Genomic DNA, 19024 nt, shown 5'->3' on the forward strand with positions numbered 1-19024 from the left:
GGTCGACATCGCCGTCATCGCGCTCTGGCTCGGTCACGCCGACACGCACAGCACCGACGCCTACCTCCACGCCGACATGGCGATCAAGCAAGCCGCCATCGAACGGACCAGACCGCCCGGTGTCACTCCCGGCAACTACCATCCCGAACCAAGCATCCTCGCCTGGCTCACAGCCCTATAACTATGCCGACATCTCAACCCCTAAAACCCGTCTGACCAGCACCATTACAACCCCCATCGGCATAGCCCCAACGTCGGCATAGGACATTACCTACATCCACACCTGGCAAGGGTTCATCTACCTGGCGACTGTCATCGACTGCTATTCGAAGAAGGTCGTCGGCTGGTCTATCGCCGACCACATGCGCACCGAACTCGTCGCGGATGCCCTCCGGAATGCCGCCGCTACGACCTTGATCGAGCCGGACGCGATCTGGCATTCCGATAGGGGCAGCGTTTACACATCGGCCGAGTTTCGGGCTCTGGTGACCGGCCTGGGGATGCGTTCCTCGATGGGCCGCACCGGCGTGTGCTGGGACAACAGCATGGCCGAAAGTTTCTTCTCCATGCTCAAGAACGAGCGCGTGTATCGCACCGCGTATGCCACGAAATCACAAGCTCGCAGCGACGTCATCCGATACATCGAAGGGTTTTACAACAGTCGACGCCGGCACTCCGCACTCGGTTACCGCCGACCGAATGAAGTCCACTACGGTTATCAACAGCCAGCATTGGCAGCGTAGAAGAAACCACTGATTCCGCTGTCCGAAATGCCCGCGGCAGGTCACACCGAGGATCCCGATTTTCCGGGCAAGGTCGTTCCGGTGGAATCCGTGGCCGCTGAGATGTTCACCAAACTCGCAGCCGATCAGCCCTTCACTCTCCCGGGAACGACCTCCACTCCAGAACCGACAACGGATTCCGCAGTGCCGGTCGAAACGTCAACGCCGGAACCGGGCGAAACCGCCGTCCCTGCACCAGTACCGACCGTTCAGCCGCTGGACGGTCTTACCGGCCAAACGGCGCAGGACGACTCGTGTGCCGAAGCGGCCATCAGGTGATGGCAGTCTGTCGATAGTCCGGAGCCGACACTGCGCGGCCACGCACACGTCTCGAGCCTTCCTGAAACCGAACCACGTCGCATCCGCAGAGAAATACAGCACCAGGGACTTCAGCGCGACGCTGCTCGCCTCCCCCGGCGGCGTGGTCCTTTTGTTCAGGGCCGGGCTGATCGTGCTCGCGATCAGCGCCTACTCCGTTTACAAGGGTGCCGCCAAGAAATTCACCGCCGACCTCACCGTGCCGAGCGGCCCGAGCCGTGATCACTCTCGGAGTCGTGGGCTACGTCGCCAAGGGGATCGTGCTGGGTGTCGTCGCCATTCTCGTCGTAGTCGCCGCGTTCTAGCCGTCGTCAACCAAGGTCAAGGCATCCACGCAGAATTCGTGCCCGCGTGACCAGCGTGGCGTCGTCGTCGATACGCTGTGAAGGAGGGGCACGGCAGTAGTCGGGTCAACGAGGAGACAATTGAACATCGACGTTGACGTTACGCTTATTATTGGCGCATACCGAGGGCTCGGTTCAGCCGCGAGCGTCGATTCATGCTGATCGTGCTCCGTGGTAACTCTGGCTCAGGCAAGAGCACAATCGCCGAACGACTCCAATCGGAGTTGCCGGGACGGGCCGCCATTCTCAGCCAGGACCACTTCCGCCGGGTGATCTACCACGAGCGTGAACAGGACAGCCTCGCGCACGCTGATCTGCTCGAAGCTGCGGCGGCGCACTGCCTGGGTGTCGGACAGCACGTGATCCTTGATGGCATCTTCAACGCCGACCGGTACGGTCCTATGCTCGCGCGCGTCAGGCTTATGACCGAAGACGCCCGCTTCTATGCCTTCGACCTGAGTTTTGAGGAAACTGTCCTCCGACACCAAACCCGCTCCAGGGCTGTCGACTTCACCGCAGACGAGATGGCCGTCTGGTACCACGGATGGCAACCACTCAGTTTTGTACGGGAGCGCAGGCTCGCGCCTTCCGAAACAGTCAGTGACATCGTCAACCGGGTTCTCGAAGACCGCTAGATGACAATAGGGCCGCCGCGGAATCCGCTTCCGCGTTTTGGTAGCGTTCGAGGATGATCCGACAATTTCGCCAGGTCGACGTGTTCGGCGACGGTCCCTGCACCGGAAACCGTTCGCTGGCCATTCAACGCTCGGTACCGCCCGGGCCTGGCTGGACACTGGCGGCGTGCCTGCAACTCCGGGCGTTGTGGTTCAGGAATGCAACGCGGAGTTGGTTCCCGTTCGCATCGAGAAGGAACAACTTGCGTTCGCAGCGCCGCCACTGCTGCGCTTGAGTGCGGTCGATCCTGAGATGGTCACAGCGCTGATCAACATTCTCGGAATCCGGCTGGAGCAGGTCATTGAAGAAAGCCATCGGCACCGTATTCCAAGGCGCCAGTTGGCAACGCTGCCGTGTCCATCAAATGCGAAATATTCTCTCGATCGTCCCGCGGGCCAGCCAGGAAATGGTCGCCAGCGTCATCCGCACGATCTTCGCCCAGCCGGACGCCAAGCACGTTCAGGCCCAGTTCGACGAGGTCACCCGCATGCTCGAACACTCCCACCCCCAAGGTCGCCCAGATGCTCCACGACGCCCTCGCAACCGTCGACGCCAGCATCCTCACAGGGGGATTCCCGTTCCCGAACTCACTGCGGCATAATCAGAACCACTGACCTGCACGGTGTCGAGAAACTCCACCACTCAGCGGGACGTGACGATGGCGCCGCCGAGATAGGCGGTGCTGGTGCCCTTGGACTCTGCATCGGACTCAGCTTGGTCAAGACGCGTCATGCTCGAAGCCTACTGCGCTCATTCATCGTGTCTCGAAACCGCCCTAGGACTATGGGACGTGTCACCAGTCCCCCTTTTCGCCTTTCCAAATCGCCCGAATCTCGCGGCGCCGTGATTGTCATAACCAAGTCGCATAGCGTCCTGGTGGAATGACGGTACTGACTGTTAGTCCTGAAACGCTCACCAAGGGCAGATTGACGAAACGGGAGAGGCCGAGCAACGTGACCCACTCGTCAAGCGACTCCCCTGTAATCGTTAACTACTCCGAGACAACCTCGAATAGGAGCGCGAGTTCGTCGAGTTCGACGTCCCAGCCCTCTCGGTTCTGCTCAAGTCGTTCGCGACGGTAGCGGGTGCCGCCGGGGAGTGTGTCGAAGCCCGATTCGATCACCGTGACATCCGTCCCGGAACCAGCATCGGCGAGGGTGAAGCGCACGTGCGTCGAGTACTCGTCGAGCTGTTCGGCGGGGATTCCCGACCAACGGAAGCCGAACGAGCCGTCGGGCACGACCTCGGTGATTTCGATCGGGAAACTGCCGTAGTCATCCCAGTCGATGCTGCCCGTTGCACCGGGCTCGAGCGCGGCGAACCCCACACCGTCGCCAAACCACTTGACCATCACCTCGGGGTCGGTCAGCGCCTTCCACACGTGCACGCGCGAGGCTCCGATGTGCACGGTGCGGGTCACTGTGTGCCCCTTGATTCTTGCGTGATCAGACACGGTGTTTCCTTCACATTCAAGCCGAGCGCGACGGGACAGTGCCCGCAGAGCGGCACGTCAACAGGTTCTGCAAACGCACCTCATCGAGCCTACCCATGATTGCGTATCTGTTCACGGCCGGGCGAGCGCCATGAACGCGAGGGGCAACGCATCAGAGGTCGGTCCTTTGGCGCCCATGGTGCGTGTACGCCTTACGAGCTTAAACAGTCGCCAGGCGTGGTTCCCCCAGTCCAGCACTGGTATTCGGAAGAGCCCGGTTTGCTCAATCCTTTCGTTGCCATCGACTAGGAGAGCGCCCGTCGATCAACCGATTGATCCACCTGCGATATCACCGAATGGCCTAGTCGTCGATGACCGCGCGGCCTTTCCGGGTGAGAGCGGCGAGACTATCTCGCATCGACTGCACCTGAACCGGCGAGTTCCCAATCCAATCGAGGAGTTCACCGACCACTTCCACCGGTTCGCGGGTGCGGTAAGAGTGAGTCGGATTGCCGGGGAACTGCCAGTTCAGCGCCCCCGGTTGCGGCGTCCAGCGTTTCCGTCAGGTAGACATGGTTCGCTCGCCTCCCGGCTTCGAAATTCGAGTCGCGACCAGCAACTAACAGGTCGCCCAGCGCCAAGTCTGCTTTTGTCCCATGCAACAGAACACCGGGTTCGTAGACATCGAATGGTTTGGGCTCGCCGGTCATCGTCACCTCCACAACAGTTGGTAGCAGATCTGAACTCGAACCGTAGGGTCCACGACGCCGCCAGAATTCGGCGAGGTAGTCAGCGCTTGCTGTGCCCTGCTCGTATCCAGCCCGAGCAGCGAGCGGCCGAAGCGACAGATTCATCGCGTGAACACCGAACAGGTGCTCGGAGCCCTCTTCTGGAAAGATCGTTTCGACCGTGCTGCCCTCGGCGCGGAGCTCGGCGATCTGAGTGGCGAGATGCACTCCCCAGGGCAGCGGCGTCAATGATTTGCCGCCGAACGGTGACAGCACCAGCACCCGTCCGTATCCGGCGGCCAGATGAGCATTCTCGGCGTTCGATCGGTAGCCGCCGTCGATGTAGCGGATATCGTCGATTCGGTACGGAAGGCCACTGGCGCAGCTGGCGGCGACGGCATCAGTCAATACGACTCCGCAACCGGTTGCAGCTCGACGTGCCACGGTGATTTTGCGCGCGGGCCGAGTCGAGTCCGACCCCGGGCGGAGGAGAGCCCGCCACCGATCAGCGACGGGCTCTCCTCGAGTCTCTACTTCGCGAGAAACTCGAGAACGTGCCGGTTCCATTCGTCCGTGTGCGACACGGTGAGACCGTGCGGAGCACCTTCGATCAGCACGAGTTCACTGCCGGCGATGGCCTCGTGAGTACGCTTACCGCTGACCTCAAACGGCACGATCGTGTCGGAGTCGCCGTGGATGACCAGAGTAGGCACGGTGATTTTCGTCAGGTCGTCGCGAAAATCCGTCGTCGCAAACGCGGTCGTACAGTCGAGCGTGCCCTTCGGTGACGCTATTTCTGCGATGTCGCGGTTGTAGGCAATCTGCTCGGAGCTGACCTTAGGCTTGTTGACCAACGAGGGCTTACCGGCCGTGAAGAACATTTCAAGAAATTCGTGCAGAAATGCCGGCCGGTCGCCAGTCAGGCCGTCGTGGAACCACTGAGCCAGGCCGGCGTCGACACCGCCCTCGGGGTTGTCCTCCGACTTCCAGAGATACGGAGTTACTGCGCTGGCGAAGACGAGTTTCGCCACGCGGTCGGTGCCATGAGTGCCGACGTAGCGGGCGAGCTCACCGCCGCCCATCGAGAATCCGATGAGGGTGACCTCGTGCAGGTCGAGGGTGTCGAGCACGACCTTCAGGTCCGCAGCGAACGTGTCGTAGTCGTATCCGTTCCAAGGCTGGGACGACTGGCCGAACCCGCGACGGTCATAGGTGATCACCCGGTAGCCGGCGTCCACGAGTGCGGGCACCTGGCCCTCCCACGACCTGCCACTGAGTGGCCAGCCGTGAATCAGCACGACGGGCTTACCGGCGCCTGCGTCCTCGTAATGCAGTTCGACATCGGTTTCATTTGGCGCGGGAACGGTGATGAAGGGCATGGTCTCTCCTTGAAATTGGTATGGTGCCCCGAACGTAGTCGGGATAGTTGCGGGGCGTAATCCGAGTTTGCTAGGAGAAAGCTGAGTCCTGCCCGACCTGGGGGTGCACGCGAACTCCAGGGCGAAGGCGTCGCACCGCCGTTAGCTGCCTTCCTGCCCGTGATTGAGCCGCACCGAACGAATGGCCACCAGGAGCGGATGCCGCAATCGGCTCTCAGCCGGAAAGCAGCTTCACGAAATGGCTGCGCCCGAGCGTCTTCAACACACACGCTCACGGTCGATGGGCGAAAAACGCTCGAAGGCCACTTGGCCGCCCTCGCTCAGATCGCCGGCAGCCAGCCCGACGCCGTCAACTGAGAATCACAGCGTGCGCACCGACCAGATGCCCGACCAACTCGCCGTATTGCTCGACGCGCAAGTCACCCATGGGTCTCGTCCACAACATCGTCTTGGGGCCCGTCGGTGCCTGGATCGACCTCCATGTACATGCGAATACCGGTCTCCCGCATGATCGCAAAGATGCGCTCGATCACGATGGTGTTCTTGCCGGACTCCAAACCCCAGATGTACTTCTGGTCGGTGTCCAACCTCTCCGCGAGATCGCGCTGCGTCAGACCGCTTACGAGACGGCCCCGCTGCAGCATTCGACCGAGACCCTCTGGGCCCTTCACTTCTCCACGTGCAGCCAGGACAAACTCCTTCCGACGTTCTTAAACCCTTCAGCCTGGCTGGCGGTATTATCGCCGTCGAAGCTACCGATGGCTATATGACCGTCAAATTTTCGGCAGAGGTGATCGAACCCGATCATTGGCCGGGCTGTCGCCATGGCTCTTAACGAGAGTCCTGATCAAGGCCGAACAGAATGACGCCCCGCACCGGCTGGGGCACACGACTGCGATGGAGAGCTCATCGTCCTCGCCGGAGTGGCGTTTCCTCTCGGTTTCTTGTTCTACTTTCTCACCTCTAACCTCTAACCTCTAACCCCTAACCCCTAACCTCTGGACCTTGGTCCAGCACGTCACGTATCTTGGCGATCTCCCTGCGGTGCAGGGGGTATCCGCTCGTTAACCGGAGCGTGCGACACTTCATTTGTGTCCAGAAAAGTAACTCACAAGCGGAACATCAGGCCGAACGCGTGGGGAGTGGGCCAAACAATAGCCTCGGAAGGCCGCATGGTTGAACCTCGCGTGCGTAAGAGCGCCTGGGAGGTCTTCTGGGTATTTTTGAGAATGGGATTAACATCCTTCGGGGGCCCGGTGGCACATCTCGCATATTTCCGTGAGGAGTTGGTCCAACGCCGCAGATGGCTAAGCGATAGCGATTACTCAGATCTCGTCGCGCTCGGGCAGTTCCTCCCGGGCCCTGCGTCGAGCCAGGTCGGATTCGGTCTGGGCCTGTACCGAGCAGGGCCGCTGGGGGCTATCGCCGCGTTCCTCGCTTTCACTCTCCCCTCTGCCGTCCTGATGGTGGCTTTCGGCTACGGTGCGAGCGTATTTCACGGCGAGATTGGTTCCGGGATCATCCTTGGACTCACGATCGTCGCCGTAGCGATTGTCGCTCAGGCTGTCTGGGGAATGGCACGTATGCTTACCCCCGATCCTGCTCGCGCTTCCATCGCAGTGATTGCTGTTCTCATCGCGCTTCTGCTCGCGGGACCAATGGGTCAGATCATCGCTCTTGTGGCGGGCGCGTGTGCTGGCCTGATCTGGTGCCGTGCTGGCTCCGGCACCGTGACTGAAATGATCCGATTCCCGGTCTCCCGTGCCGTCGGATGGGTTTGCCTGTCGCTCTTCGCAATCTTGCTGGTCGCGTTACCGGTTGCGGCTGCCGCGACCGAATGGGAGACGATTGAAGTGTTCGACGCGTTCTACCGGGCCGGGGCGCTGGTGTTTGGCGGCGGTCACGTCGTTTTGCCGTTGTTGCAAGCCGGAGTCCTGGATCCGGGATGGGTTTCTCCGGATCAATTTCTCACCGGATACAGCGCGGCGCAGGCGCTACCCGGCCCTTTGTTCACATTCGCTGCGTATCTCGGCACCGTCTCAGCCGTGGGCCCGGGCGGTACCGCAGGTGCCACTCTCGCCTTAATTGGTGTGTTCCTGCCAGGATTACTTGTCTTCATCGGGGTATTACCGTTCTGGAATGCGTTTCGATTGCGAGCATGGGCGCAAGCGCTCATGCGCGGCGCGAACGCTGCAGTTGTCGGTATCCTCGCCGCAGCCTTGTATGACCCAGTTTTTACAAATTCGATCACGGGTCCTGCCCCATTCGTCCTGGCTCTCTTGTGTTTCGTGCTGCTCATCGCGTGGCGCATACCGGCTTGGGCTGTCGTAGGCGTCGGTGCTGTCGGCGGGATAGTGCTTACTCTTCTGCCCGAAGAAATGCTTTAAACAGATAGCGATCCCGGCTCCAACGACGTTAGCGCCCCCCCCTTTGAATGAGATTCGACACGGGGATGACTGTCTCATTCCCGCTATGACGCGGCGCGATGCCGCCGCGGTCTACTCCAACACTCGGCTTGGCTTGTGCGGCTTGAAGTTTCTTGTAACTATCTCTCGAAACAATATGGTCAATTCCGCAACCTTAAATCTCGCGTTTGATGGTCAGGTATATCTCGGCCAAAGCCGCCATGTGCATGAACGCCATACCGCGCATTCGGGTCTACGGAAGACGTGACAACCAGGGCGGGCTCCGAGTCGTTCGGGTCTCATCTGTGGCTTGGACCGTCGATCCCATCCGGCCAACGCCACTGTCCTGACAGCGGATACTGTGCAATAATCTGCGTATGAATGCAGATAAGAAGATGTGTGCGCTTGATTCTGATGGAGAGTACGTCGAGCTGGCCGTGGAAGTCTTTGCGATGCTCGCCGATGCCACACGTATCCGCATCATTCTTGCCCTCCGCGACACGGAGTTGTCGGTCAACGAGCTCGCCGAGACAGTCAACAAGTCTCAAGCGGCCGTATCCCAGCACCTCGCGAAGCTGCGGCTGGGGCGTATCGTGGCGACCCGCCGCGAGGGCACGCGGGTGTTCTACCGTCTGGCCGATGAGCATGCCCGCCAGCTCGTCGCGGATGCGATTTTCCAGGCTGAACATGCGGTCGAGGGCACACCGGCGCACCACCGGCTTCCGCTTGAGACGTCGGCTGCGGCCCACGATGCGGGCGCTCATGCTTGAGGTTCTGCGCAACCGAACGTATCGCCGGTTGTTCAGCGCGCAGATCGTGGCGTTGGTCGGCACCGGACTGCTCACCGTAGCTTTGGGCCTGCTCGCCTTCGACCTGGCCGGCGGCGACGCCGGCATCGTGCTCGGCATCGCACTGACCATCAAAATGGTCGCCTATGTCGGAATCGCGCCGGTGATCTCCGCCCTGACAGCGCACGTGCCGCGCAAGACTCTGCTGGTGTCAGCGGATGTGCTGCGCGCGATCGTCGCGCTCTGTCTGCCGTTCGTCACTGAGGCCTGGCAGATTTATGTGCTCATCTTCGTGCTGCAGGCCGCCTCGGCCACGTTCACCCCGGCATTTCAGGCCCTCATCCCGGCCGTACTTCCGAAAGAGAGCGACTACACCCGGGCGCTGTCGTTGTCTCGTTTGGCCTACGACCTCGAATCCCTCCTGAGCCCGATTCTGGCCGCCGCTCTGTTGACCGTGATCAGCTACCACTCCCTGTTCGTGGGAACTGTCGTAGGCTTCGTCGGCTCCGCCCTGCTTGTGCTCACAGCAACCCTGCCGGCACACCATGTCTCCTCTCCGACACCGTTCTGGGAGCGCCTCACCCGCGGCGCACGCGTTTTCTGGCGCACACCGCAATTGCGCGCTCTACTCGCTATGAACATGGTCGTCGCGACGTCGACCGGCATGGTCATCGTCAACACCGTCGTGCTTGTGCAAAGCCACTTCGGCCGCGCTCAGTCCGACTTCGCGATCGCCCTGGCCTGCTACGGATTCGGGTCCATGCTCGTCGCGCTCGCGCTGCCCCGGGTACTCGAGCGCTTCGCCGACCGAACCGTCATGCTGCTCGGCTGCTCTGTCTTACCAGTGGGGCTTCTGGCCCTCGCCGGCGTTGTTTCTTTGCCAACAACCACCTTGACCTGGTCTGGTCTTCTCCTGATCTGGTTCGTGCTCGGCGCCGCGACCGCGCTCATTCTGACTCCGTCGGCACGACTGTTGCGCCGCTCGTCCGACGAACCGAATCGACCGGCCGTCTTTGCTGCACAGTTCTCGCTCTCGCACGCCTGCTTCATCGTCACCTACCCTCTCGCCGGGATCCTCGGCGCCCTGCTCGGATTGGCACCCACTGCAGCGGTACTCGCCGGCATCGGAATAGTCGCAGGCATCATCGCGCTTCGTGCGTGGACAGCTCAGGCAACAACCTCATCACCGATGGACGCGCCAATCGCGGTCTGAGAGAAGGGCGCGCTGCGTGTCGTGCTGCCCGCGGAAGGGGGTGTCCAGATCCGTGGCAGTGCTTTGGTAAAACTGGCATTCAGGATTCGCTGCTCACGGTGGGGTACTCTGCGAAGGAAGACATTGGCAGTTCAGTCATGGACTGAGTGCAGAGAAGTAGGTGAAATGACCCTGAAGCGTGCGGTAGGACGGCTGTTTGCACCCGTCTCTGTGTCGCCTTTCGTCTCGTTGCTTGCTTTGGCCGCGCTGCTTTTTGCTGTTTTTGCCATTCATTCCGAGGCGACCGGGCATTCCATGCACACGCCAGCCACCGCGTCATCAAATGTTGCTGCTTCATCGGCTACCACTGAGCAATCTTCAGTGATGGGAATGACTGCTGTCATGGCCGCTCCCGTCGTCGCGGCTATCACGTCCGGAAGCCTGAACGGAATGCTTGATTGCGCTCTGCTGGCAATGACGTGCGTCCTGCTACTGACCCTCGTCGTCATGGTTTTTCTGACTCGGCTTCCGGCCACGTATCGGCGCCTGCTCGATGCCGGCAGCCACCTCTTGAACTCCTGGCGCACCAGCGCTCTGCCGGCTCAGCGCCCCAGCCTCACCCGTCTCTCCATCTGTCGCGTTTAAACCGAGAGGTAGTTCCGAGCCAGCACATGGCCTCGGAACTACGCCGTGCCCACGGCCACTCGATGTCTACAACTTATCGACGAATGGATGAACGATGCTCAAACCACGAACTTTTCTGTATGCGGCTGTGGCACTCGCGGCCACACTGACTCTCAGCTCCTGTGCCGGTGGCAGTCCCGCCACCGATTCAGTAAGCCCCTCGGCCAGCCAAACCACAGCGGCCTTCAATTCAGCGGACATAACCTTCGCGCAGATGATGATCCCCCATCACGAGCAGGCCGTTCAAATGAGCGATGACCTCCTCGCCAAGGACGGTATCGACCAAAGCGTCACCGATCTCGCAACCGAGATCAAGGCTGCCCAGGAACCCGAGATCACGCAGCTGAAAGACTGGTTGACGGCGTGGGGCGAGGATGACAGCAGCATGTCGGGCATGGACGGCATGTCCGGCATGGGTGGCGGCTCCGACGGAATGATGTCTGACGACGACATGATGGCCTTGCAGGACGCCTCAGGAATCGAGGCCGCCACCCTGTTCCTCGAACAGATGACGGTGCACCATGAGGGCGCTGTCGCGATGGCGCAGCTCGAAGTCGATGATGGTGAGAATGCGGACGCCCAGGCGATGGCCGCCAACATTGTCAAGTCGCAGACGGCTGAAATTGCCGTCATGGCCGAGCTCCTCGCGTCGCTCTAAAGCGACACGTTCGGGGCGCGCTCTTCTTTGGAAGAGAGCGCCCGTGGAGCCCAGCCTTCGTTTCCCGAATGACCCGCAAGGACATAAGTATGCATCACCGTCACACTCCCCCTCTGGCTCACCTCGCTAGCGCGGTGATCCGTGGATAGCACCGGTCACGTCGCTACGGCGCCCCACATCTCCGGCGCCACTCCACCCATGGCGCGACGCGATCTGCGCGCCATGGAAGCCATGCTGCGGACGGGCCGATCCGGCCCATCGGAAGCTGCCCCACCCGCGAAGGTTGTTCCTCGGCAAATCCCGCTTCGCCAACGTGCTGCGGCCGGCAGCGCCATGGCGATGATCGCACTCTTCGCGATCAGCACGTCCCTGCCCGCGCTCGTGGTCAAGACGAACACGCCACAGGCCGCCGCAGCCAGCAGCGCCGCCCCGACGGACGATCTGCAAAGCGTCAGCGCCGCTGGGGCAGCATCCGTTCTCATCGAACGCGACGGATACACCATCACGGAAGCGCCCGAACCGGCCTCGTACACCGACCACGCCAGCAATGGGGAGTGGGCGAGCCTGAGCCCGGGCCAGATCAGCGATGAAGGCTGGGCCTTACCGGTTTTGGGCCGGATATCGAGCCCGTTCGGTTCTCGCCCGAACAAGCCTGTTGATGGTGTCGGCGACTTCCACAACGGAACCGACATAGCGGCACCCTGCGGCCAGCCCGTCTTCGCGGCTACAGGAGGCAAAGTTGTCACCTCGGGCTACCAGGGCTCCTACGGCAACTGGATTCTCATCGACCACGGCAACGGTGTCGAGACGGGATATGCCCACAACAGTCAGCTTCTCGTGGACTCCGGTCAGCTGGTTGTGGCCGGTGAGATCATCGCGATCGTGGGATCAACCGGTGCATCCAGCGGTTGCCACGTACATTTTGAAACACGCGTCGACGGTGAACGCATCGATGCGGAACCATTCATGAACGCTCGGGGGGTCTCTCTTGGCTAAGCACAGGACTTTCACGAGGGTCGCAGTTGTCGCGGTGACGGTATTGTCGTTACTCGGAATCGCCGGGCCTGCCCAGGCGGTTGAGTATCCGAGCTGGTCTGATGTGGAAAGTGCTCGATCGTCCGAAGCCAGCAAACAAGCGCAGGTCACGGAGTTAACCGTGCTGATCTCGGGTCTCACGACCGAAGTGGATGCCGCCCGTGCGGAAGCAGATCGGCGCGCGACCGACTATGAAGCCGCCCAAAGCGCGTTCGACGGGGCAACCTTGAGGGCGACCAACTTGCAGAATCAAGCCGATGAGGCCTCGGCCGCTGCCGTCGTCTCCGGAGAGCAGGCCGGCCGACTGGCGGCGATGCTCGCTCGCACGGGGAACAGCGATCTGTCGCTGTCCCTGTTCGTGGATGGGTCCAGCGCCAGCGACCTCCTGAATCAACTTGGCTCGATGAGCAAGCTGACGGAGCGAATGAGTCTGGTCTATGATTCCGCGGCGGCCGACCGAAATTCTGCCCGATCACTTACCGATCAGGCCCAGATCGCCCAGCAAGCGCTGGGCGTGCTGGCCGAGACGGCCCAGACCGCGCTGGCTGAGGCGATGGCCTCGAGCATTCGCGTTGAGACGGCGCTGGCCGACCAGCAAGAAGTAGCCGGAACCCTGCAGGCTCAGCTTGCAGTGCTGACGGAGGATCGAGCCGCGACAGAGGCCGACTATACCGCGGGCGAAGTAATTCGCCGAGCGGCCGAAGCTGCTGCCGCCAAAGCGCGAGCTGAACAGGTTGCGGCCGCGGCCGCGGCCGCAACAGCGAGCAGGCCTGCGGGCGGTGGCAGCACACCCAACGGACAGGGCTGGACCTTGCCCGTGTCGGGATGGATCAGCTCGGCATACGGAGCTCGCCCCAACAAACCGGTAGCCGGGGTCGGTGCGTTCCATTATGGAACCGACATCGCCGCAGGCTGCGGGAGCAACGTTTATGCCGCATCCGCTGGAACGGTCGTCTACGCAGGCTGGCTCGGCTCCTACGGCAATTGGGTTCTCATCGACCACGGTGACGGCACCCAAACCGGCTACGCACACAACAGTTCCCTCCTGGTCAGCGCCGGACAGCAGGTTTCCACCGGCGCCACCATTGCGCTCGTGGGCACGACAGGTGCGTCCTCGGGCTGCCACGTGCATTTTGAAACACGAGTCAATGGTGCCCGCGTCAATCCGCAAACCTTTATGAGCGATCGGGGAGTCTCCCTTGGTTAGATTGCCCCGTTCTCCACGCCGGTTCCTCGCCCTAACCCTGCTGCTCGTTGGCCTGGTTGCCATCACCGGTTGTTCGGCCAGCGCTTCGAACTCGGCAGCGGGGTCGCTCGTCACCGCTCCGGTTCCAAACGCCTTCGAGCACGTGCACGGCCTCGGAGCCGATCCACTGACAGGAGAGACCTATGCGGCCACGCACCATGGGGTATGGCTCGTCCCAACCGGAGTTCTTGCGGATAGCTATCTGGCGGGGGCGCCCCGACCCGATACGACGCAACCGATTCAGATAGCCGGTCTGGCGCAAGACACGATGGGCTTTACCGTCGCTGGGCCCGGTCAATTGCTGGCGTCTGGTCATCCCGATCCAACCAAACCGAGCGACTTGGCGCTTCCGAATTTGGGACTCATTTCCAGCACCGATGGCGCGAAGTCCTGGACGGCGCTCTCACTGGCGGGCGAAACGGATTTTCACGATCTAGATGCCGTCGCTCTCGAAGACGGCACCCTGCGCGTCTACGGCTACGACGCGGGTGCCGGGGCGATCGCTGTCAGCGACGATTCCGGCCTCACCTGGTCCTCTGGAGCGGTCCTCGCGCTGCGCGACCTGGCTGCGGATCCGTCCCAGGCCGATCGACTCTACGCGACAACAGCAGACGGTCTCATGATTAGCACCGATGCAGGCCGAACGTTCGCCCTAATCGTCGGCGCGCCAGCGCTCCTCCTCCTGGATGTTGTCGAAACCGACACCGACACCCAATTGGTCGGTATCGATCCGAACGGTGCGGTTTGGCGGCAGACCGCCGATACGTGGACACAAACCGGCACCACCGGCCGCATATCCGAAGCGTTCACCGTCGTCGGCGGCCCCTCCCCCTGGCTCCTCGTCGCGGATGCCGCCGGCATCGCCGCCAGCGACGATGGTGGTGTCACGTGGACCTCATTGATTTCATTGGCTGACTGACACCCACCATCTGCCGACACCAGCCATACGACCAACCTCCACCTCGTCGACTGAAGGAAACTTGATGAACTCATTCCTCGGAGTCTCTCACTGCGTCCAATTCCGACGAAATCGCTCTGGCGACGTTCACGGTCACCGGCGGCGGCATGAGCGGCGAAATGATGTCCGCCACAATCAACGGCCACGCATTTGATGCCTCCCGCGTCGACACAACCGTGCAATTCGGCAGCGTCGAAGAGTGGATGCTCAGAAATACCAGCACACTCGACCACCCCATGCACCTGCACGTCTGGCCGATGCAGATCGTCGATCGGGCCGGCCAACCGATTGAAGAAGTGATTTGGCAGGACGTCGTGGGCTAATGGTCACACCCGAGCATTCTGGCGGCGTGAAACGATGGCACGGATGACGACAGGAACCACGGAGAGCACCACGATGCCGATCAGCACGAGATCGATGTAGCGTGCGGCGAATTCGGCGACGCCCGGGATATGGGCCAGCCCGAAGCCCAGGAGCACAACCCCGGTCGTCCAGAGCACGGCGCCGATGACGTTGAATATCGTGAACACCCGTCGCGGCATTTTGCCCACGCCCGCCGCGACGGGGGCAAAGGTACGCACGACCGGCACGAAGCGGGCGATGGTGACGGCCGCCGGTCCGAACCGATCGAAGAAGCCCTGCGTTCGGGTGACGCTCGACCGGCTGAACAGGCCGGAGTCGCGCCGGTCGAAAACGCGGCGGCCCGTCGTGCGCCCGATGCGGTAGCCGAGCTGGTCGCCCAGCGCGGCTGAGACGGCGATGGCCGGGATGACGATCCAGAGCGGCTGGCTGATCACCCCGCTGAGGGTGAGCACGCCGGTGAAGAACAGAAGGGTATCGCCGGGCAGGAAGAACCCCACAAGCAAGCCTGTCTCCACGAACACGATCGCACACACGACGACGAGGCCCCAGACGCCGGCCCCTGCGATCACCGCCTGCGGATCCAGAAAACCAGAAGTAGGGAGTGCGGTGACGGTCATAGTGTTCATGCTGCAAGTCCTTTCTCTGAGTTGACTGACGACGAGCCGGGCATCCGCTGCTGCGCGAGGTGTTTAGGCGGTAGCCGTCAGTTGGGCGTTCGTGGTGCGGGCGCGGCGGGTGAGTACGACCACCAAGATGAGAATCACCGTCAGGAACAGCACACTCGTTCCCGTGGTCCCCAGCCCCAGGCCGCCATCAGCGACAGGCTGAGACAGCAGATCGCCGGTGGATGCGCCCAGCGGGCGGGTCAGGATGTAGGCGATCCAGAAGACCAGCACAGCGTTCAAGTGGAAGACGAAGTACGCCACAGCGACCAGCGCGATGGCGGCGGCGAAGACGAGCAGGGCGACGAGGAAGCCCAGGTTGAGTCCTTCGGCGACGAGGTCACCGGCCGCGGTGCCGAGGGCGAACGTGAACAACACGGCCAGCCAGTAGAACGTCTCCCGCCGGGTCGTGAAGATGGAGTGGATGGACAGGGTCTTCTCCGAGATCGCCCAGACGGTGAAGGTCGCAGCCAATGCGATGGCGAAAACGACCGTCGTTACCCACAGGGGAACGCCGAGACTGTCGGTGAGGTTATCGGTGATGAGAGTTCCCACAACGCTGATGAGCACCACGGCCAGCCAATACACAGCCGGGGTGTATTTGGGCAATCTGAATTGCACGATCAATGCGGCGACCAGCAGTACGGCCATGATGACCGACGTGATCGAAAGGCCCAAGCCGAGGTCGACGTTGAGAAAGTCCGCGGCGGTCTCCCCCACGGTCGTCGCGAGCACCTTGATCACCCAGAAGATGAGGGTCACTTCGGGCACCTTGGTCAGGATGTGCCGGATGGGCGAAACGGTCGTGGAGAGCGTTGAGGTCGTGGACAAGTGTACCTCCTTGAGTGGGGTCGGTAGCACTAGCGAACACGGCTCCGTCTAAGACTTCTCACAGAACCGAACAATCGACACCCTTCTTCCCGGTGCGCGGTAACCCGATCGACGGCAAAGGATCAGGATGCGGCTGGCTTGGCCCGCGGGAGGGTGAGGCTGATCGCGGTGCCCGCGCCTGAGCTGTCGACGACGTGCACGGCTCCGCCGTAGCGCACCCCGATCTCCCGCACGAGGGACAGTCCGATACCGAACCCGGTGCGGGCCTCTCCGCCGCCGTCCACGGCCGTGCCGGAGCGCGCGAACCGATCGAAAATGCGGGCGGGATCGATGCCCTGGATACCGGGTCCGCGATCGCGTACGGTGACCGCCACCGTTTTCCTGGTCACGCTCACGCCGACCGTGATGATCGAGCCGGTGGGGGCGAAGCGCACCGCGTTATCGAGCAGGGCGACCACGCACCGGGTGATGCTGGAGGAGGGCACGCGCACAGGCGCGGGCTGCGGGGCATCCAGTTCGATGGTGATGTGTTTGTCGACGGCGATGAGTGCCATCGACTGCACAGCGGCGTCGACGGCACCGACCAGATCGCCGACGGTCGTGTCCGGCCCGGCCGCGCCGCCGATTTCGGCCGATTCGAGCAGGTCGTTGACAATGTGGATGAGGTCCCTCGCATCACTGCGGAGCTCCGCGACAACCGAGGCCGACGGGTCGTCGGCGGGGAGGGCGCGCTGCAGAATCTGCAGGCGGGCATCGAGCACCGCGAGCGGGGTGCGGAGTTCATGGCTGGCGTCAGCGACGAACGCCCGTTGGATGCGCAGCACGTCACCGAGAGGTTGCACGGCCCGGTGGGTGACCAGCCAGCTCAACACCCCGGCCAGAACGATCAAGGCCACGCCCAACACGGCGGCAGCGCGCAGCAGCTTGAACGCGCTGACCTGCAGATTCTCGGTGTCGGGCACCGGTTCGAACAACTCACCGGGCGAGATCTCGGACAGGATGTACACGAACACGGCCACGATGACCACCGCGACGACCGCGGCACACGCGATCGCGATGCGCGTGCCGACGAGTCGGGAGGCCCGGCGGATGGCGAGGGTGTCGCTGTCGACGACGCGGTTGCTGCGGGTCATGGTTGTCCCAGGCGGTAACCCTCACCGCGCACGGTGAGGACAATGTCGGTGTCGGTCTTGCGCCGAAGATAGTGCACGTAGGTGTCCACCGTTCCAGCGGTGTCCGCGGCGCTGAAGACGGCCTGCAGAATCTGCTGGCGGGAGAACGTGCGCTGTGGCGCATCCGCTAACAGTTTGAGCAGTTCGTTCTCTTTCACGGTGAGCAGGATGCGCCCGTCATAAGGGGAATAGATGGTGCGACTGTCGGGGTAGTACTCCCACCCGCCGACCAGCACGGTGCGGCCCTCGCCGGTGAACACTCGGCGGATGGCGCGGAGCCGGGCGAAAAGCTCGTCGAATTCGAACGGCTTGACCAGGTAGTCGTTGGCGCCGATGTCAAGCCCAGCTACCTTGTCGCTGGTCGTTCCGAGGGCGGTCAGAAGCAGGATGGGCGTAGTGACCAGTTTGCGGCGGAACGCTTCCACCACTTTGAGGCCGTCCAGCGTGGGCAGGCGCCGGTCGATGACCATCACCTCGAACTCGCCAGCCAGGCCGGCAGCCAGGCCGTCTGAGCCGTCGGCGACCAGGGTGACGTTGTAGATTTCCGTGAGCACGTCCCGGATCATTGGGCCGAGCTTGGCGTCGTCTTCGATCAGCAGCAGTCGGGCGCGGACCGTAGTTTCAGCGGGCATGCCTGACTCCTTCGTGCACGCGTCCGGCCGGGAGGAAGGATCGACGTTGGCTCCAGTGTGCCAGTAGAAGCGTCCAGGCGGCGTTCACCAACGCCACCGCGGCAAGCGAGTACACGATCGACGCCACCACATCCGACGGGTAATGCACCCCCAAATACACCCGGGACGCAGCCGTGGCGAGCACCACCACCGCGGCAGTTCCGATCACAAACGGATGCCAGCGGTGGCCAGCTGTGACGAGGATGACCCCGAGGAGGAAGCAGGCGGCGAAGCTGGTGTGTCCGCTAGGAAAGCTGAGACCGCCCGGTTCAAGAAGCAGAATGTGCGGCAGCGACGGAATGTCGGGCCGAGCCCGATGCACCAGCAGCTTGATCACGTCGGCCCCCACCGTGGGAATCATCACCACCAGCACGAAGCGAATCGCCGGCCCGGGGCGCCGGGTCACCAGCAGCACCGATCCGGCTGCCAGCAGCACGAGCACCGCGCCTGCTGCGGGGCTGAACAGCCAGTCAATGCTGAGAGCCACCGCGTCCAGCGGTGCCGTGTGGGCAATGTTCACTTGACGGAGCAGGCCCATCTCTCCGGCCGTCCACCCGACTGAAGCGCTCAGCAGCAGCCCGGTGAGGATGACGGCGAGGATGACTCCGGCGGCGGGAACAGCGGTTCGGGCGAACCGTCGGAGTGGTCGAAGGTCTGTGCTCATCCCCCTAGAGTTGCCCGGGGCGTCACAGAACCGTCTA

Annotated in this window: 20 protein-coding genes and 5 pseudogenes; 15 read left to right on the forward strand and 10 right to left on the reverse strand. The window is 62.4% G+C overall.

Going from position 1 to position 19024, the window contains the following annotated elements:
- From BLS91_RS17510 to BLS91_RS21220, 6 genes and pseudogenes are all read left to right on the forward strand, one after another.
- Positions 1–181, forward strand: a pseudogene (locus BLS91_RS17510) (integrase); the annotation flags it as partial.
- Between the two features lie 82 nt (positions 182–263).
- Positions 264–743 (forward strand): annotated as a pseudogene (locus tag BLS91_RS17515) (IS3 family transposase); the annotation flags it as partial.
- Between the two features lie 27 nt (positions 744–770).
- Positions 771–1061 (forward strand): hypothetical protein, encoded by a 291-nt coding sequence (locus tag BLS91_RS17520; RefSeq protein ID WP_092342073.1) that lies wholly within the window; start codon positions 771–773, stop codon positions 1059–1061.
- A 206-nt stretch (positions 1062–1267) separates the two neighbouring features.
- Entirely contained in the window at positions 1268–1405 is a 138-nt protein-coding gene (locus tag BLS91_RS20070) for a hypothetical protein (protein ID WP_159433899.1), read from the forward strand.
- A 194-nt stretch (positions 1406–1599) separates the two neighbouring features.
- Positions 1600–2079: an AAA family ATPase gene (locus BLS91_RS17525; protein ID WP_092342075.1), complete on the forward strand. Its 480-nt coding sequence runs from the start codon at positions 1600–1602 to the stop codon at positions 2077–2079.
- A 341-nt stretch (positions 2080–2420) separates the two neighbouring features.
- Positions 2421–2697: pseudogene (locus BLS91_RS21220) on the forward strand (transposase); the annotation flags it as partial.
- A gap of 413 nt (positions 2698–3110) precedes the next feature.
- Here BLS91_RS21220 and BLS91_RS17540 read toward each other — a convergent pair.
- The 5 genes and pseudogenes from BLS91_RS17540 to BLS91_RS17560 all read right to left on the reverse strand — a co-directional run bounded on the left by BLS91_RS17540 (position 3111) and on the right by BLS91_RS17560 (position 6329).
- Entirely contained in the window at positions 3111–3572 is a 462-nt protein-coding gene (locus BLS91_RS17540) for an SRPBCC domain-containing protein (RefSeq protein WP_134505340.1), read from the reverse strand.
- A 340-nt stretch (positions 3573–3912) separates the two neighbouring features.
- Positions 3913–4261, reverse strand: a pseudogene (locus BLS91_RS17545) (NAD(+)--rifampin ADP-ribosyltransferase).
- Positions 4262–4318: 57 nt separating this feature from the next.
- Positions 4319–4696, reverse strand: a pseudogene (locus BLS91_RS20805) (patatin-like phospholipase family protein); the annotation flags it as partial.
- A gap of 113 nt (positions 4697–4809) precedes the next feature.
- Positions 4810–5658 carry an alpha/beta fold hydrolase gene (locus tag BLS91_RS17555; RefSeq protein ID WP_092342083.1) on the reverse strand — a complete coding sequence of 283 codons (849 nt, stop codon included), beginning with the start codon at positions 5656–5658 and terminating at the stop codon, positions 4810–4812.
- A gap of 419 nt (positions 5659–6077) precedes the next feature.
- Positions 6078–6329, reverse strand: coding sequence for a helix-turn-helix domain-containing protein (locus BLS91_RS17560; RefSeq protein WP_241983178.1), 252 nt, complete (start codon positions 6327–6329; stop codon positions 6078–6080).
- A gap of 501 nt (positions 6330–6830) precedes the next feature.
- On the opposite strand from BLS91_RS17560, the gene chrA reads away from it, so the two are divergent.
- The 9 genes from chrA to BLS91_RS17605 all read left to right on the forward strand — a co-directional run bounded on the left by chrA (position 6831) and on the right by BLS91_RS17605 (position 14947).
- A complete protein-coding gene (chrA, locus tag BLS91_RS17565; RefSeq protein ID WP_092342087.1) occupies positions 6831–8045 on the forward strand; it encodes a chromate efflux transporter in 1215 nt (404 codons plus the stop codon).
- Between the two features lie 395 nt (positions 8046–8440).
- Entirely contained in the window at positions 8441–8833 is a 393-nt protein-coding gene (locus tag BLS91_RS17570; RefSeq protein WP_092342088.1) for an ArsR/SmtB family transcription factor, read from the forward strand.
- Positions 8826–10064 carry an MFS transporter gene (locus BLS91_RS17575; protein ID WP_092342183.1) on the forward strand — a complete coding sequence of 413 codons (1239 nt, stop codon included), beginning with the start codon at positions 8826–8828 and terminating at the stop codon, positions 10062–10064. The genes BLS91_RS17570 and BLS91_RS17575 overlap by 8 nt, the downstream gene beginning before the upstream one ends.
- Positions 10065–10229: 165 nt before the next feature.
- Positions 10230–10688 carry a hypothetical protein gene (locus BLS91_RS19770; RefSeq protein ID WP_134505341.1) on the forward strand — a complete coding sequence of 153 codons (459 nt, stop codon included), beginning with the start codon at positions 10230–10232 and terminating at the stop codon, positions 10686–10688.
- A gap of 127 nt (positions 10689–10815) precedes the next feature.
- Positions 10816–11385 carry a DUF305 domain-containing protein gene (locus tag BLS91_RS17585; RefSeq protein ID WP_244288021.1) on the forward strand — a complete coding sequence of 190 codons (570 nt, stop codon included), beginning with the start codon at positions 10816–10818 and terminating at the stop codon, positions 11383–11385.
- A gap of 339 nt (positions 11386–11724) precedes the next feature.
- Positions 11725–12381 carry a M23 family metallopeptidase gene (locus BLS91_RS17590; RefSeq protein WP_159433901.1) on the forward strand — a complete coding sequence of 219 codons (657 nt, stop codon included), beginning with the start codon at positions 11725–11727 and terminating at the stop codon, positions 12379–12381.
- A gap of 160 nt (positions 12382–12541) precedes the next feature.
- A complete protein-coding gene (locus BLS91_RS17595; RefSeq protein ID WP_134505342.1) occupies positions 12542–13627 on the forward strand; it encodes a M23 family metallopeptidase in 1086 nt (361 codons plus the stop codon).
- Position 13628: 1 nt separating this feature from the next.
- Complete coding sequence (locus BLS91_RS17600; protein ID WP_092342097.1) at positions 13629–14585, forward strand: F510_1955 family glycosylhydrolase; 957 nt, start codon at positions 13629–13631, stop codon at positions 14583–14585.
- Positions 14586–14701: 116 nt separating this feature from the next.
- On the forward strand, positions 14702–14947 hold the full coding sequence (locus BLS91_RS17605) for a multicopper oxidase domain-containing protein (RefSeq protein ID WP_338061606.1): 246 nt from the start codon (positions 14702–14704) through the stop codon (positions 14945–14947).
- Positions 14948–14950: 3 nt separating this feature from the next.
- On the opposite strand, the gene BLS91_RS17610 is transcribed toward BLS91_RS17605, so the two are convergent.
- The 5 genes from BLS91_RS17610 to BLS91_RS17630 all read right to left on the reverse strand — a co-directional run bounded on the left by BLS91_RS17610 (position 14951) and on the right by BLS91_RS17630 (position 18987).
- Complete coding sequence (locus BLS91_RS17610; RefSeq protein ID WP_092342101.1) at positions 14951–15613, reverse strand: DedA family protein; 663 nt, start codon at positions 15611–15613, stop codon at positions 14951–14953.
- A 63-nt stretch (positions 15614–15676) separates the two neighbouring features.
- Positions 15677–16480 (reverse strand): COG4705 family protein, encoded by an 804-nt coding sequence (locus BLS91_RS17615; protein ID WP_198412836.1) that lies wholly within the window; start codon positions 16478–16480, stop codon positions 15677–15679.
- Positions 16481–16602: 122 nt separating this feature from the next.
- A complete protein-coding gene (locus BLS91_RS17620; protein ID WP_092342105.1) occupies positions 16603–17613 on the reverse strand; it encodes a sensor histidine kinase in 1011 nt (336 codons plus the stop codon).
- Entirely contained in the window at positions 17610–18284 is a 675-nt protein-coding gene (locus tag BLS91_RS17625; RefSeq protein WP_092342107.1) for a response regulator transcription factor, read from the reverse strand. The genes BLS91_RS17620 and BLS91_RS17625 overlap by 4 nt, the downstream gene beginning before the upstream one ends.
- Positions 18274–18987 (reverse strand): phosphatase PAP2 family protein, encoded by a 714-nt coding sequence (locus BLS91_RS17630; RefSeq protein ID WP_158252893.1) that lies wholly within the window; start codon positions 18985–18987, stop codon positions 18274–18276. The genes BLS91_RS17625 and BLS91_RS17630 overlap by 11 nt, the downstream gene beginning before the upstream one ends.
- Positions 18988–19024: the final 37 nt, after the last annotated feature.

Origin of the sequence: Cryobacterium flavum (assembly GCF_900103805.1) — a bacterium.
Classification (GTDB): Bacteria; Actinomycetota; Actinomycetes; order Actinomycetales; family Microbacteriaceae; genus Cryobacterium; species Cryobacterium flavum.

Bases quoted from the DNA above. Each gene is read 5' to 3' on its own strand.
- BLS91_RS17590 (WP_159433901.1), top strand. From the start codon at position 11,725: ATGATCGCACTCTTCGCGATCAGCACGTCCCTGCCCGCGCTCGTGGTC.
- BLS91_RS17555 (WP_092342083.1), bottom strand. From the start codon at position 5,658: ATGCCCTTCATCACCGTTCCCGCGCCAAATGAAACCGATGTCGAACTG.
- BLS91_RS17525 (WP_092342075.1), top strand. From the start codon at position 1,600: ATGCTGATCGTGCTCCGTGGTAACTCTGGCTCAGGCAAGAGCACAATC.
- BLS91_RS19770 (WP_134505341.1), top strand. From the start codon at position 10,230: ATGACCCTGAAGCGTGCGGTAGGACGGCTGTTTGCACCCGTCTCTGTG.
- chrA (WP_092342087.1), top strand. From the start codon at position 6,831: ATGGTTGAACCTCGCGTGCGTAAGAGCGCCTGGGAGGTCTTCTGGGTA.
- BLS91_RS17620 (WP_092342105.1), bottom strand. From the start codon at position 17,613: ATGACCCGCAGCAACCGCGTCGTCGACAGCGACACCCTCGCCATCCGC.
- BLS91_RS17630 (WP_158252893.1), bottom strand. From the start codon at position 18,987: ATGAGCACAGACCTTCGACCACTCCGACGGTTCGCCCGAACCGCTGTT.
- BLS91_RS17625 (WP_092342107.1), bottom strand. From the start codon at position 18,284: ATGCCCGCTGAAACTACGGTCCGCGCCCGACTGCTGCTGATCGAAGAC.
- BLS91_RS17575 (WP_092342183.1), top strand. From the start codon at position 8,826: ATGCTTGAGGTTCTGCGCAACCGAACGTATCGCCGGTTGTTCAGCGCG.
- BLS91_RS17610 (WP_092342101.1), bottom strand. From the start codon at position 15,613: ATGAACACTATGACCGTCACCGCACTCCCTACTTCTGGTTTTCTGGAT.
- BLS91_RS17520 (WP_092342073.1), top strand. From the start codon at position 771: ATGCCCGCGGCAGGTCACACCGAGGATCCCGATTTTCCGGGCAAGGTC.
- BLS91_RS17570 (WP_092342088.1), top strand. From the start codon at position 8,441: ATGAATGCAGATAAGAAGATGTGTGCGCTTGATTCTGATGGAGAGTAC.